At 59.4% G+C, this 12,660-nt stretch carries 13 protein-coding genes; 4 read left to right on the top strand and 9 right to left on the bottom strand.

The window, feature by feature from the left end; translation table 11 throughout:
• Positions 1–153 precede the first annotated feature (153 nt).
• From BLQ41_RS16915 to BLQ41_RS16900, 4 genes are read right to left on the bottom strand one after another with little or no spacing between them, the layout of a single operon-like run.
• On the bottom strand, positions 154–507 hold the full coding sequence (locus BLQ41_RS16915) for a RidA family protein (RefSeq protein ID WP_090182586.1): 354 nt from the start codon (positions 505–507) through the stop codon (positions 154–156).
• Positions 504–1,904, bottom strand: a complete 1,401-nt coding sequence (locus BLQ41_RS16910) for an NAD(P)/FAD-dependent oxidoreductase (RefSeq protein ID WP_090182584.1) — start codon at positions 1,902–1,904, stop codon at positions 504–506. The genes BLQ41_RS16915 and BLQ41_RS16910 overlap by 4 nt, the downstream gene beginning before the upstream one ends.
• On the bottom strand, positions 1,897–2,235 hold the full coding sequence (locus tag BLQ41_RS16905) for a (2Fe-2S)-binding protein (RefSeq protein WP_090182582.1): 339 nt from the start codon (positions 2,233–2,235) through the stop codon (positions 1,897–1,899). Before BLQ41_RS16905 ends, BLQ41_RS16910 begins: the two co-directional genes overlap by 8 nt.
• Entirely contained in the window at positions 2,225–3,349 is a 1,125-nt protein-coding gene (locus BLQ41_RS16900) for an NAD(P)/FAD-dependent oxidoreductase (RefSeq protein ID WP_090182581.1), read from the bottom strand. The genes BLQ41_RS16905 and BLQ41_RS16900 overlap by 11 nt, the downstream gene beginning before the upstream one ends.
• A 168-nt stretch (positions 3,350–3,517) precedes the next feature.
• Between BLQ41_RS16900 and BLQ41_RS16895 the strand changes: the two genes are divergently transcribed.
• The 3 genes from BLQ41_RS16895 (at position 3,518) to BLQ41_RS16885 (ending at position 5,771) form a co-directional block, all read left to right on the top strand.
• Positions 3,518–4,423 carry a LysR substrate-binding domain-containing protein gene (locus BLQ41_RS16895; protein ID WP_090182579.1) on the top strand — a complete coding sequence of 302 codons (906 nt, stop codon included), beginning with the start codon at positions 3,518–3,520 and terminating at the stop codon, positions 4,421–4,423.
• Positions 4,424–4,657: 234 nt separating this feature from the next.
• On the top strand, positions 4,658–5,410 hold the full coding sequence (locus BLQ41_RS16890; RefSeq protein WP_231997036.1) for an SPOR domain-containing protein: 753 nt from the start codon (positions 4,658–4,660) through the stop codon (positions 5,408–5,410).
• Positions 5,411–5,480: 70 nt separating this feature from the next.
• The gene (locus tag BLQ41_RS16885; RefSeq protein ID WP_090182578.1) at positions 5,481–5,771 is read left to right on the top strand and encodes a DUF6388 family protein; all 291 of its coding nucleotides are present in this window, start codon (positions 5,481–5,483) and stop codon (positions 5,769–5,771) included.
• A 105-nt stretch (positions 5,772–5,876) separates the two neighbouring features.
• On the opposite strand, the gene BLQ41_RS16880 is transcribed toward BLQ41_RS16885, so the two are convergent.
• Entirely contained in the window at positions 5,877–6,731 is an 855-nt protein-coding gene (locus tag BLQ41_RS16880) for a helix-turn-helix transcriptional regulator (protein ID WP_090182576.1), read from the bottom strand.
• Between the two features lie 188 nt (positions 6,732–6,919).
• Positions 6,920–7,891, bottom strand: a complete 972-nt coding sequence (locus BLQ41_RS16875; RefSeq protein WP_090188623.1) for an XdhC family protein — start codon at positions 7,889–7,891, stop codon at positions 6,920–6,922.
• Between the two features lie 90 nt (positions 7,892–7,981).
• Between BLQ41_RS16875 and BLQ41_RS16870 the strand changes: the two genes are divergently transcribed.
• On the top strand, positions 7,982–8,767 hold the full coding sequence (locus BLQ41_RS16870; RefSeq protein WP_090182574.1) for an alpha/beta fold hydrolase: 786 nt from the start codon (positions 7,982–7,984) through the stop codon (positions 8,765–8,767).
• On the opposite strand, the gene BLQ41_RS16865 is transcribed toward BLQ41_RS16870, so the two are convergent.
• The 3 genes from BLQ41_RS16865 to BLQ41_RS16855 all read right to left on the bottom strand — a co-directional run bounded on the left by BLQ41_RS16865 (position 8,760) and on the right by BLQ41_RS16855 (position 12,658).
• Entirely contained in the window at positions 8,760–10,112 is a 1,353-nt protein-coding gene (locus BLQ41_RS16865; protein ID WP_090188619.1) for an MFS transporter, read from the bottom strand. The genes BLQ41_RS16870 and BLQ41_RS16865 overlap by 8 nt on opposite strands.
• A gap of 184 nt (positions 10,113–10,296) precedes the next feature.
• A complete protein-coding gene (locus BLQ41_RS16860) occupies positions 10,297–11,100 on the bottom strand; it encodes an enoyl-CoA hydratase/isomerase family protein (protein ID WP_090182572.1) in 804 nt (267 codons plus the stop codon).
• A 19-nt stretch (positions 11,101–11,119) separates the two neighbouring features.
• Positions 11,120–12,658: an AMP-binding protein gene (locus BLQ41_RS16855; RefSeq protein WP_090182570.1), complete on the bottom strand. Its 1,539-nt coding sequence runs from the start codon at positions 12,656–12,658 to the stop codon at positions 11,120–11,122.
• Between the last annotated feature and the right edge of the window lie 2 nt (positions 12,659–12,660).

Genomic DNA, 12,660 nt, shown 5'->3' with positions numbered 1-12,660 from the left:
TCCAGATGCGATGTTGTTTATGTCGGGCGCTCCGCAATCGAAGTCATCCGTTATGGCAGCAGCAATGTGAACTCACGGGAGTGGCGGCTCTGTTGGCCGTCTGCTCCTCGCTGCGCAAGACTCGAGCGAGCGCAGCGGTGACAACGGGATCGGTCAGACGGCGGCGGTGACGATCAACTCCAGCAGGATCTGTGGGTCATCGAACATCACTTGAGCGGTGGCGCGTGCTGGGGTTTGCCCGGCGTCGACCCAGGCGCTCCAGGTTTCATTCATGCCGGCGAAATCGGCGCCCATGTCTTTCATCCAGATCTGCACGCTGAGCAGACGGCTCTTGTCACTGCCAGAGGCTTCCAACAGTTCGTCGACCCGTTGCAGCACCTGGCGCGTCTGGCCACGGATGTCCTGGCTGCAATCGGCGGCGACGATGCCGCTGAGCCAGGCCACGCCGTTATGCACGACGCTGCGGCTCAGGCGTGGATTGCTTTCGATGCGTTGGATAGGGCTCATGGATGCTCCTGGATAAGAGGTGTTTCGGTGGACAATTGGGCAAGCGTGATCGGTTTGAGTGGCGAGCGAATCCGGTAATACCCGACCTCTGCGGGGGGGACCTTGCGCTGCTCGGCAATGATTTCGGTGACGCTCAAACCGCACAGACGGCCCTGACACGGCCCCATGCCGCAGCGACCGAACGCCTTGGTTTGATTGGGTCCCAAACAGCCAAGCTCGACGTGCTGGCGAATCGAGCCGGCGCTGACGTCTTCACACCGGCAGACAATCACCTCGTCGGCGGGAATGCGGTTTTGCTGTTGCGGGCGGTACAACGCATCAATCAGTGGCCGTGCAGCACGCTGGCGGCGCAGGGCCTTTTGATAAGGGGCGGCGAATGGTTGCAATGATTGCCCATCGACTTTTCCTGACTTTGCTGCAATCGCCAGCCCGACCAGGCGGCCTTCGAGCAGCGCCACTTGCGCACCGCCGATAGCGCCACCGTCACCGGCGATATAAATGCCCGGCAGACTGGTTTCACCCTGGCTGTCGCGACGCGTGACCCAGCACAGTTGCTGTTCGCTCCAGTCATGTTCGAGGCGTAGCGACCAACTGATCTGGGTGTTGGGCACCACACCTTGGTGCAGCAAAATCAGCGAGGCGGGAATCGTCCAGCGCCGACCGCCACTGTCGAAACTCAGGGCACTGGCGTGTGCCTGACCTTCGATACGCAAATCACGGGCATCGCGAATATGTCTGACCCCGGCACGCTTCAATTCGATAAGCAGTTGCAGGCCCTTGAGCACGTCACGCCACCCGCGCAAGGCGCCTGGGACTTTGCGCCAGGCGCGCAGCAGATCGCCCTGACCGCTAGTGTCCACCAGCGCTTCGATCGCGATGCCGGCCCGCAGGTATTGCACCGCCAGCAGGTACAACAAGGGTCCGCAGCCGGCCAATACCACCGGCCCGACCGGCACCAGCGCGGCGCTTTTGAGCAGGATCTGCCCGGCACCGGCGGTCATGACACCGGGCAAGGTCCAGCCAGGGATGGGCATCGGTCGTTCGAACGCACCGGTGGCGATCAACAGATGACGCCCTTGCAGCACTTCAGCGCGGCCATCGATCAGGTAATGCACCTGACGCTGCGGCGTCACTTGCCAGATCGCCGCATTGGCCAGATACCGGGCCCCGCACTGGAGAAACTGAGCGACAAGCTCCGTGCCCGCCGTGTAGTCATCGCCCAGTACGCTGCGGCTGCGCGCATCGGCCTGCAGGATATTGCGATAGATTTGCCCACCGGGGCTGCCCTGCTCATCCAGCACCACAACCGAAAGCCCGTATCGGGTGGCCTCCAGCGCCGCGCTCATTCCCGCAGGGCCTGCGCCAACCACAATCAGGTCGACCGTTTGATTATTCATCAGCGCCCTCCTCGCCGTGGTCACTGGCCAGAAACTCACGAGCGCCGCGCTGCCTGCGAACACGCATGCCAGCTCGAACCGGCAGCAGGCACGCCTGACAGTTGGCTTGCCCGTCCACCTCGACCAGGCATTCGAAGCACACTCCCATCATGCAATAGGGCGCGCCGGACCTGCCGCTGACGGCACTTTCGCGGGTATGAGTGACGCCGCTGAGCAGCAATGCGCTGGCCAGTGAAACACCGGCTGGCACCGACAATGACGCGCCTTCGAATTCGATCTGCAGGTTTTTTTGCGCAGGCACCAAAGCCCGGAACAAGCTGTCAGCCGGCATGGCGCACCTCACGTTTGAGACTGAAACGCTGCAGACTGAAAGGCGCCACAGCCGGCTCGTCGAACTCACCGCCAATCCACGGTGCCAGGCGCAAGGCGTGGATCGCCGCCAGGGTCACGCCGCTGTGGCAACTGACCACAAACGCCCCCGGGCAAGCCTGCGAGGCTTCATAGATCGGAAAACCGTCGGTACTCATCACCCGCAACGCGCCCCAGGCCCGTACCAGGCGCACGTTGCCCAACTGAGGAAAACACTGCACGGCGCGCCGGGCGATGGTGCTCATTACCTCGCTGCTGGTGCCATCGTCGAAACCCGTGGACTCATGGGAGTCACCCAACTGCACCGTGCCTTCATCGGTCTGCCGAACGTAGGTGGTGGGGTAATGCAGAAACGGTTTGAGTCGCTCGGTAACCAGGATCTGCCCACGATTGGGACTCACCGGCACGTCCATCCCCAACTGCGTGCCCAGCTTGCGATTGCCCAGGCCAGCGGCCAGTACGACCTGCCCGGCGAACCAGCGCTGTTGGTCGGTGTGCAACTCGAAGCCCGAATCTCGCTGACCAATGGCGCTGACCCGGTGACCATTGATGATCTTGACCCCACGCATCCGGCAGGCGGCATAGAGGGAGCGCAACAATTTCAACGGATTGACGTGACCGTCCATGGGCGAATAACAGCCCCCCACGACAGTCGGCCCCAGGCCGGGCAAGCGGGTGCGCAATTGTGCCGAATCCAGCAGCTCGAACGGATAATCACCGTCCATGGCTTCGCGCAGCCAGAGCAGTCGACGGCTTTCTTGCGCCATCTCCTTATCACTCAAACACAGCTGGAAGCCGCCCGGCTGGCGCAGATGGATGTCGATGCCGGTGTCGGCCTGCAACGCGGCGGCGAATCGTGGCCACAGCGCCACCGATTCACGAGTCCATTTCGCGTAGGGACTCATTCCATAGCCCTTGCCCTGAACCCACAACAGGCCGAAGTTGCCACGGGCAGCCCGTAAGGCGTCGTCCCCCTCATCCAGGACGCTGACCTGGCGACCGAGCATGGCCAGTCCATAGGCGATCGACAGCCCGACCAGACCACCCCCAACGATAACTACATCAGTTTTTTGCATGAGTTGCGTATTCGCTCTCTCGGCACTGAAAACTGGCTTCAGCGCAGGCCATACCACTGGATATTCTCGATAGAGAAGATCCTAGAGAGCTGACAACGGCTTGAAAAATGCTTTATTTTGGCAAGCCCATGTCTTTTTGGTATGGATTTATCTTCAAGGAATAGCGCCATGAACCTTCGTCAACTGGAAGCCTTTCGCGCCGTGATTCTGGGCCAGACCGTGACCCGTGCCGCCGAGATGCTGTGCATCTCGCAACCGGCTGCAACGCGACTGATCGCCAGTCTTGAGGAGGACATCGGATTCAGCCTGTTCGACCGGATCAAAGGCCGACTTCAGCCCACCCCCGAAGCCATGACGCTGTATCAGGAGGTGCAACGCTCGCTGCTCGGGGTCGAACGCATTGCCCGCACGGCGCAAGACATCCGCAGCTTGAAACGCGGCTCACTGCACATCGCCTGCGCACCGGCCATGGGCCTGTCATTCATGCCGCGAGCCATCGCCGCATTCATGGCCGAACATGATCAAGTGCAGGTATCGCTGGTTGTGCATTCATCGCGCGAGATCGTCGATCTGGTGGTCGGTCAGCGCTGTGATCTGGGCATCATCGTACTGCCCAACACCTACCCCAGCCCCCGCGCCGAAAAACTGCTGGCGACCCGCATGCTGTGCGCATTGCCGGCCAATCATCGCTTACAGGACAACAGCACGATCCGGCCCGAGGATCTGCAAGGCGAGGCGTTTATTTCCTATCCGCAATCCATCGGCTCGCGCCAACACATCGATGCAATATTTGCCGCTCATGGGGTCGAGCGCGAACTGCGGCTGGAGACCCAGCTGTCGCTGCCCATGTGCGCCTTCGTCGAACAAGGCCTGGGAGTCGCGCTGGTCGATGCCATCAGCGCCGTTGAATACCGAGGCAGTGGCATCGTGTTCAGAGCGTTCGAACCGGCGATCGAAATGGACTTCAGCATGCTGTTGCCGGTTCAAGGACCGGCGTCGAAACTGCAAATCAGCTTTCTCGAACACATGCAGCACTTTATCGCTCAGGAGGTGCCGGCGGATTATCGGTTTTAGGGATCACCCATACATCCATCTGATCCGGTTTTTTTTTGAACACCTGAGCCTTCTTCGCCAACCAACAGTCTATAAAGTGCATGTTTGATGCTCTTTCAAACAATAAAAAGCAGCCAACTAGTTTTGGCTCTTGTGCACACTGACGCGCTCAAGATTTAGACCATCCCAGGATCAACAATAGAACCCCGTTTATCAGAAGAAAACGGGACAAATAACTATTCATTTTATTTGGAGATGGCCACTGTGCGAAAGCTCGGTTTGGGTTTCCTTGTAACTGGCGTCTTGGGGCAACTATCAGCGCTACTATGGACCTTCACACCCACAGGGCCCACTTGTCAAAATAACGTCGACAACTCATACATCCAGCAAAAAGTGACGAAATTCGAACAACTAATTGACGACACCGTTAATAAAGTTGCGACAGAGCTCAGTACAAAGCATTCGGAAGAGCTCGCGCCCCTTGCGAAAAACGGATCACACTTACCCGAATCAACAGAGGCTGACGCCGTACAGTTTTTGGTCAAAAAGCCAGACGAAACACCCGTACTTACGCTGCCTTCATTGTCCACGCAGGCACGCAAGTGGACGATTATTCTCAGTGGTCTGATTACTTTTACCGGCCTGCTCCTGGCGCTCTTCGCCCGCAAAAAAACCTTTGATCCGCAATGGCACCTCTTTCGCACGGTGCCAGGCTCGCTCATCACGCTGGAGCGCCCGTGCTTGACGTGTGGTGGCTTCATTTCCAACATTAAAAAAGACGCTTCGACCACGCCCTCATCCGGCCTGTGGGTGGTCGAAATTGCGTTGAACACACCCAGCCGCCATCGCGCCGTAAAAGCCATTCAGCAGCTGGGGTTGCCGGTAGCGCGTAAAGAAAACAACTTTGTCGTCATCGGGCCGTATAAACAAAAGCAGGATGCGGCTCGCGTCGTGAAAGAGTTGAGTGAAGGTCATGCCGTTCGAGGATGGATGATGGCAGGAAATTGAAATAGTCCGATGTAGCGCTGGGCCGACTTTGAACAACCCGCCACTTATTGCATGCCACAAGAGAGCCTTCATGATCGCAAAAGAATTTAGAGCCGAACTCGCCCTGAGGAAATTCCTGGACGCCAACTTATGGCTCCAACTTGAACTCAGCGAGTTGAACTACAGCCTCGCTGAAAGTTGCGGGCTGTCGCCGGAAGAATATCGCTTGAAATTTTTGCAAGAAGAATTTGAAGCCGAAGCCGATGCTCACGACTGCGACTGCTGGGACTTCACTCTGCAGTGGGTAGCCGACACTAAGGAAGAACTTGAGTTGATGCGCGAAGAACGCATGAAAGAGATTTATGACTTTCTGGGCGATTAGCGGACTCTACAAGTTTCGTCGTCTACACAAGCTGCCAGCATTCAAGATGAAAGACTGACTTTATCAACGGGAGGGTTGCCCAATCCCTCTCGCCCTCCTCTCGGTTCAAACCTTCGCATAACAATCCACTACACGCCGATACTGGCTGGGTGAAGCGCCGATGTGCTGACGGAAAAACCGTGTGAAATGACCTTGCTCGGAGAACCCGAGGTTCTCCGACAACAGACCCAACGTTCCGCTGCGCTCACGCTCAAGCCAGGCAAACGCCCGGCGCATGCGCGCGTCGTTAAGCAGCAGGGTCGGCGTCATGCCGGTATCTTTCTTGAACAGCGCAAAGAAGTGCGCACGCGACAGACCACAAGCCCGCGCGGCGTTGTCGATCGGGTTCGGATCATCGAGGTGTTCAAGCAACCAGGCGGTGCCACGGCGCACGCGTGCGTCCCGGAACTCGCCTGAGTTCGGTGCACCCATCAGCGACAAATGCCGCCAGCTGGAAAAGTCCTCAATCAATTCGATCAGGAAGTCGAACAGGATGAACTCCATGCGCTCTTTCGGCACGATCCCGCAACCATGCGCTTCGGCGACCAGGATGTCGGCCAAGGTGCGGTTACGACTCGACAACTCGATGCATGACTGGGCAAAAAAGTCCGGCCGACCGCTGAGCGCCAGCGACTGCTGGGCAGTGGCCAGCCAGGCGGGCTCGATGTAGAGCGCCAGAATAAGGGTGGTACCGGCACCAGGCTGCGGATCGTAGAAATGCGGTTCCCAGGCGTTGACCAGCACCGCCGTGCGATCGCTGAGCGGAACTCGCCGACCGTTGACGTTGAAGTAAGTGTCTTCGCCGGACACTTTGACCAGTACATGGCATTCGGAATGGGTGTGGGTGACCAGCGAACGATCCATATTCAGCAAGGCGACCCGGCCAAACCTACCGTGGAAAACCCGTTGGGCAATCGACATCAGATTCCTCCGCTCGCTTGAAGCGATATCGTTATCGGCCTCAATGAATATCATCGGGGCGTCTATCTATTTCTCAAGCCCGTCGATCGGTCCATGGTTCAGCAACACTTGGCTGGCCACTATCGCGCGCGAATGACCGAGCGTCTACCTCGACTTTCGCAGCCCCCACGCTCGTCGGAAAAACTGCCTTACAAGGCATGGCGTTCTTTGCCGTGATAAACGCGCAGGATATCGGCGACCACCGCCAGCGCGATTTCCGCCGGGGCTTTGCTGCCCAGATCGAGACCGATGGGCATGTGCAAACGGGCAATCTGTTCATCCGTCAGACCACCGATGCGTTTGAGCCGCTCGGCGCGCTTGGCCGAGGTTGCCTGAGAGCCCATGGCGCCGATGTAAAACGCCGGGGTGTGAACCGCTTCCATCAGCGCCAGATCATCAATTCGCGGATCGTGAGTCAACGCCACCACTGCGGTCGCTGCGTGACAACCTCCGGCGGCGATAAACATCGAGGGCAGCACACGCTGCATCTCCACGCCTTCAAGATTTAGATGCAGCGTTTCTTCCCGGGGGTCGCAGGCGATGACTTCGCAGCCGATGGCGCGGGCGAAACTGGCGCAGACTTCCGCGACCGGCGAGAGCCCAGCCAGAATCAGGCGTAACGCCGGGCCCACACTGATGCGCACCCTCTCGCCATCGACTTGCACCCGCTCGCTGCCGTGTCCGGTATCCGGGTCCAGGCGCAACGCACCGCTGCTCAGCTCGACATGACGTTGCAGACGTCGCTGGCCAAGTAACGCCGCTTGCAGACTCTCCAGGTGTGCGATCCACTCGAGACTGGCCGCGCGGTGCTCGACCAGCACGATCAGCACGCCACCACAGGGCAATCTTAGACGGTGGCGTTGCTCGACGCTGTCGCCATAGCTGACGATCTGCGCCGGTTCGCGTAATTCACCGCGCGTCAGGCTTTCGAGAAACTCCTCCTCGACGCAGCCACCGGACAACGAGCCGACGTGTTCTCCAGCCCCATTGGTCACCAGCATCGCACCCGGCGCACGCGGCGCCGAGCCATAGGTGGAGAGCACCGTGCACAGCCACTGGGCCTGCCCGGCGCGAGCCCAATGCAGTGCCTGGTCGATCACCTGAACATCGAGATGACGCATGTTTTGCATACCTCAAGCAAAGCGTGGTGCTGCATGCGGGGTTACGTTTACGGTAACCTGCGAGCAACCTTGTTCAATCGTTGATTCGACATGTCGCCACAACAATTTTTGCAACTTGGGCCGCTGCGCCTGGAATATCGCCAACTGCCTGCGGCTGACCCATCGCGACCGACGCTCGTGCTGCTGCACGAAGGCCTCGGCAGCGCCGAGCAGTGGAAAGACTTCCCCCTGCGCCTGGCCCAAATGAGCGGTTACGGCGTGGTCACTTACAGCCGTCAGGGTTATGGGCAATCGAGCCCGATAACCCTGCCGCGTCCGCTGAACTACCTGACCAGCGACGGCCCTCGCGAGCTGCGGCAATTGCTCGATGCCTTGCAACTACCGCAGGTGGTCTTGCTCGGTCACAGTGACGGCGCATCCATCGTCCTCGCCTATGCCGCCGCCAACGATCCACGCGTGTTGGGCAGCATTGCACTGGCGCCCCACGTGATAGTCGAGGCCGAGAGCCTCAATGGCATTCGCCATACCACTGAGGTTTGGCATCAAGGCCAACTGCGCGAACGCCTGGCACGCCACCATGGGACAAATGTCGACGGCGCTTTTCACGGTTGGAGCGACAGTTGGTTGCACCCGGACTTTTCCCTGGATGATCTCCAAGCGCAGTTGGCTCATATCGAGAAGCCGCTGTTGGTCATTCAGGGTCGCGAAGACCACTACGCCACGCCCGAGCAACTGGCGGTCATCCAGCGACAGGTGCCTGGACCGTGCCGCTGTGTGTTGCTGGATGACTGTCGGCACTTTCCCCAAACCGAAGCGACCGAGCGGACCTTGCAGCTGATCGGCGAATTCCTGGAGCGCCTCCCCACCGTTATTTGAAGTTGCCTTGGGTTTCTGGAATCACCACGCTGCCGATCAGGTAGATCACCGACAGAACGGCGGCGAAAATCGCCAGCACCATGGGGATCTGCGCCGGGCTGCTGCTGACCAGCGAGACAAAGGTCGGCATGGTGCCGCCGAGGGCGAAACCGATGTTCCAGGACAACCCCGTGCCACTGGCTCGCAGCTCGGTGGCAAAGCGTTCGTTGAGGAAGATCAGAATCGGCGCGATGATCGCCCCGCCCATGAAGCCTATGCCCATGCAATACAGCGCAGTGCGGGTCAGCGAACCCGGCTCGGCGACGCCAAGGAACATCATCGGCAGGCTCACCAGGTTGATCACACCCAGCAGCATGAAGGTCTTCTTGCGACCGATCAGGTCACTCAGGTAACCGAAGGCCAGTGCTCCGACAATGGTTGCCGTCGACCCGTACATAAGCATCTGCGAAGTCTGTGTATGCGGCACTTTGGCGACCACGTTGAGCAGTGTCGGCAGATAACCGCAGGCCAGGTAATACGTGGCCCCGCCTCCGAATGTAATCAGCAGATTGACCATCATCACGGCGCGGTACTCGCGTCCAAACAGACGCTTGAGTGGCGACACCACCACTATTGCCGGCCCCTTGGTTTTGCGGGCTTGTTGCAGTTGCCGCCAGACCGGGCTTTCTTCCAGGTAACGAAACATCACCAGACCGAAAAACGTGCTGAGCAGGCCGCAGAAGAACATGAAGCGCCAGCCCCAGACGTCAAATTCTTCCCCGGTAAAAATCTCCGACAACACCAGATAAGTGACTGACGCCAACAGCGCGCCCATGCCGGCGCCGGCGCCACCGATCATCCCGGACATCAATCCGCGATAGCGTGGCGAGATGGATTCGGTGCCGATGGTGTGAGTGGAGGCGACGATGCCCCCAACGAAAATGCCCTGAATCACCCGTAATACCAGGAACAGTATCGGGGCCAATATGCCGACCTGGTGAATGGTCGGCAACGCACCAAACAGTGCCGTGGAAATGCCGACGCCGACCATCGACACCATCAACGCACGCTTGCGGCCGTGTTTATCGGCATACGCACCGAAGATCGCCGAGCCCAGCGGACGCACCAGCAAGGCCACGGCGAACGACGCATACACGGCGGCCAGCGACAGTGTCGGGGTGTCAGAGGGGAAGAACAGGCGGCCGATGATCGGCGCCACATAGAGCAGAATGAACAGATCAAACAAATCCAGCGCCCAGCCGAATGTCGAGGCAAATGCCGCCAGCAAGGCCTTGCCCGGTGGAATTTGCGGTGTATCGATAGCGGCGCTGGTGGGTGATGCATTTATTGTTGTTGTCGTAGTCATGGTTGCCTCACACAAACGGTGAATCGAAACGTTCAGCATCCCGGTGCACGGGTTGCGGGTAATCAGCAGGTCAGCGGTGATGCCTTGATGTGTCCTTTTCAGTTGCATTGAAGGGGCTGCAGGCCCTGCTCCGTAGGGCGTACGTCGTTACCGACATACTCCCGGGCCTGCTCGCCGGTACGATTTACTCGCCGATAAACACGGCCGTACGCTTGCTGTGAAACGCTTCGACGCCTTCCTTGAAGTCCTTGGAGCTACGCAGACGGCTGTAGCAGTGACCTTCCATTTCGATCGCGACGGTCAGCGGCGCATCTTCGTTGTCGTTGATCAGTTTTTTCGCCGTGCGCTGAGCCAGCGGCGAGAAGCGACGCAGTTCATCGACCAACGCATCGACGGTGCTTTCCAGTTCGCTATCCGGCACGACTTCGGTTGCGATACCCCAGTCATAGGCCTGGTCGCCGGTGATGCGTTTGGCGCGCATCACCATGTGCTTGGTGCGGGTGATGCCGATGATTTTCTGCAAGCGTGCGGAGCCACCCGAGCCTGGGATCTGACCCAGGTTCTGCTCAGGCAAGGCGTAGCGAGTGGTCTGCGAAGCAATGCGGAAATCGCAGGCCAGGGACAATTCGAAACCGACGCCGAAGGTGTAACCACGGTTGGCAACGATCACCGGCTTTTCGCAACGTGCCGGTGCCGCGACATTCCAGGCCAGCTTCGAAACGTGCTCCGGCGACGCTTCGAGAAAGCCCTTGATATCGCCTCCGCTGGAGAAGTGTTCACCCACCGAGCGCAGCACGATAACGCGCACGCCTTGGTGTGCATCGAGGGCTTCGAAGACCAGGCGCAGTTGGTCGCGCTGCCCCATGGAAATGACGTTCAACGGTGCCCGGTTGAGGATGATGTCGGCGCGCTCGCGGGACACATCGACTTCAACCTGGAAGCCATCGAACTGAGTGTCGAGAAATTGCTGGATCGCTTGCTGTTGCATGAGAGTGTCCTCTGGATGATTAGCTGATGGCCTTCAAGGCCTGTTCCTGAAATTCGGCCAGCAGCACGCGCCGCAGCACCTTGCCCACTGGAGATTTGGGAATCTGATCGATGAACTGGTAACGCCGTGGCCGCTTGAATTTGGCCAGTCCCGAAGCGATGCAATGGGCATCGAGGTCGCCTTCCGAGACGTCGGCGCGCAGCTTGATAAACGCGGCAATGATCTTGCCCCACTGCTCGTCGGGCAGACCGACCACCACCACTTCTTCCACTGCCGGGTGCAGAGAGAGCATGTTTTCGATTTCTGCCGGGCTGACGTTTTCGCCGCCGGTGATGATCAAGTCATCGACACGCCCCGTGACGAACAGATCGCCCTCCAGATCGAAGTAGCCGATGTCACCGGTGAAATACCATCCGTCTCGCAACGCCTTGGCGGTCGCTTCGGGGCGGTTCAGGTAGCCTTCGAACGCCTCGTCACTCGCCAGGTCGGCGATGATCTGGCCCTCCTCCAACGGGTTGGCCTGCACGTCCACCGTTTCCGCATCGATCGGCACAACGCGCACTCGCTGGTTCATAGCGCTGCGCCCTGACGAACCGGGTTTGCGGCTGGCTTGCTGGTCGATGGTGAAGGTGTAAATCTCCGAGCTGCCGTAATGATTGACGAACAATTGCGGCTGGAACGCCTGCTCGACGCGACGCATCAAGCCGTCGCTCATCGGTGCACCGGCAAAGCCGATTTTCTCCACACTGGCGACTCGCTCGCGGGCAAAGGCCGGGTGTTCGATGAGCATGTGGTAGAGCGTCGGCACCAGGTACAGATTGCTGACCTTTTCCCGCTCGATGGCCTGCAGCGTGGTTTCGACGTCGAATTTGGGCACACAGACGAAATGCCCGTCGATCAACGCCATGGACAGCAACGAACGCACGCCCATGGTGTGGTAAAGCGGCATGACACCCAGCGTGCACTCGCCCTGGCGATAAAGGTTTTGCGCTACGTGGGCAACCGCCGCGGCGCGTTCGCTACGGTGCCGACGGGGCACGCCCTTGGGCTTGCTGGTGGTTCCGGAGGTGTATAGCAGCAGTGAAAAGTCTTCGGCGTCGGCCTGCAAAATGATGCCGGAGGGTGTCTGCGAACACAGCTCCTCGAAACTCAGGTCGGTGTTGGCGGCACGCAGACCGGCGGCGATGCGTGGCAGCCTTGTGGCGGCGCTGCAACCGGCCACTGCGGTCACGGTAGCGTCGTCGTAAGCCACTGCGCGGATTTGCGCATCTTCGATGCAGTAGCCCAGTTCATCGGCAGTCGAACGCCAATTCAACGGGGTCATGACGATGCCCGCAAATTGACAGGCCCAATGCAGGGTCGCCATCTGCCAGCGGTTTTGCATGGCTACCAGCAGTCGGTCACCGCGTTGCAGCCCGAGGCATTGCAAACCCCAAGCGGCGCTCTGGATATCAACGAACCATTCTTCATAGGTTTTCTTCAACGCACCGTCACTGACCGCCACGGCGTGCGGTCGGCGTTCAACGGCAGCGAGAAAGCTGCGTCCGAGATCGAACATTT

The organism is Pseudomonas arsenicoxydans (assembly GCF_900103875.1).
Lineage (GTDB): Bacteria > Pseudomonadota > Gammaproteobacteria > Pseudomonadales > Pseudomonadaceae > Aquipseudomonas > Aquipseudomonas arsenicoxydans.
This window is presented reverse-complemented; position numbering and strand designations above follow the sequence as displayed.

Excerpts from the sequence above, each read along its gene's own strand:
- BLQ41_RS16865 (WP_090188619.1), bottom strand. The coding sequence starts at position 10,112 with ATGACTACGACAACAACAATAAATGCATCACCCACCAGCGCCGCTATC.
- BLQ41_RS16905 (WP_090182582.1), bottom strand. The coding sequence starts at position 2,235 with ATGCCGGCTGACAGCTTGTTCCGGGCTTTGGTGCCTGCGCAAAAAAAC.
- BLQ41_RS16900 (WP_090182581.1), bottom strand. The coding sequence starts at position 3,349 with ATGCAAAAAACTGATGTAGTTATCGTTGGGGGTGGTCTGGTCGGGCTG.
- BLQ41_RS16875 (WP_090188623.1), bottom strand. The coding sequence starts at position 7,891 with ATGCGTCATCTCGATGTTCAGGTGATCGACCAGGCACTGCATTGGGCT.
- BLQ41_RS16880 (WP_090182576.1), bottom strand. The coding sequence starts at position 6,731 with ATGTCGATTGCCCAACGGGTTTTCCACGGTAGGTTTGGCCGGGTCGCC.
- BLQ41_RS16915 (WP_090182586.1), bottom strand. The coding sequence starts at position 507 with ATGAGCCCTATCCAACGCATCGAAAGCAATCCACGCCTGAGCCGCAGC.
- BLQ41_RS16895 (WP_090182579.1), top strand. The coding sequence starts at position 3,518 with ATGAACCTTCGTCAACTGGAAGCCTTTCGCGCCGTGATTCTGGGCCAG.
- BLQ41_RS16870 (WP_090182574.1), top strand. The coding sequence starts at position 7,982 with ATGTCGCCACAACAATTTTTGCAACTTGGGCCGCTGCGCCTGGAATAT.
- BLQ41_RS16890 (WP_231997036.1), top strand. The coding sequence starts at position 4,658 with ATGGCCACTGTGCGAAAGCTCGGTTTGGGTTTCCTTGTAACTGGCGTC.
- BLQ41_RS16885 (WP_090182578.1), top strand. The coding sequence starts at position 5,481 with ATGATCGCAAAAGAATTTAGAGCCGAACTCGCCCTGAGGAAATTCCTG.
- BLQ41_RS16910 (WP_090182584.1), bottom strand. The coding sequence starts at position 1,904 with ATGAATAATCAAACGGTCGACCTGATTGTGGTTGGCGCAGGCCCTGCG.
- BLQ41_RS16855 (WP_090182570.1), bottom strand. The coding sequence starts at position 12,658 with ATGTTCGATCTCGGACGCAGCTTTCTCGCTGCCGTTGAACGCCGACCG.
- BLQ41_RS16860 (WP_090182572.1), bottom strand. The coding sequence starts at position 11,100 with ATGCAACAGCAAGCGATCCAGCAATTTCTCGACACTCAGTTCGATGGC.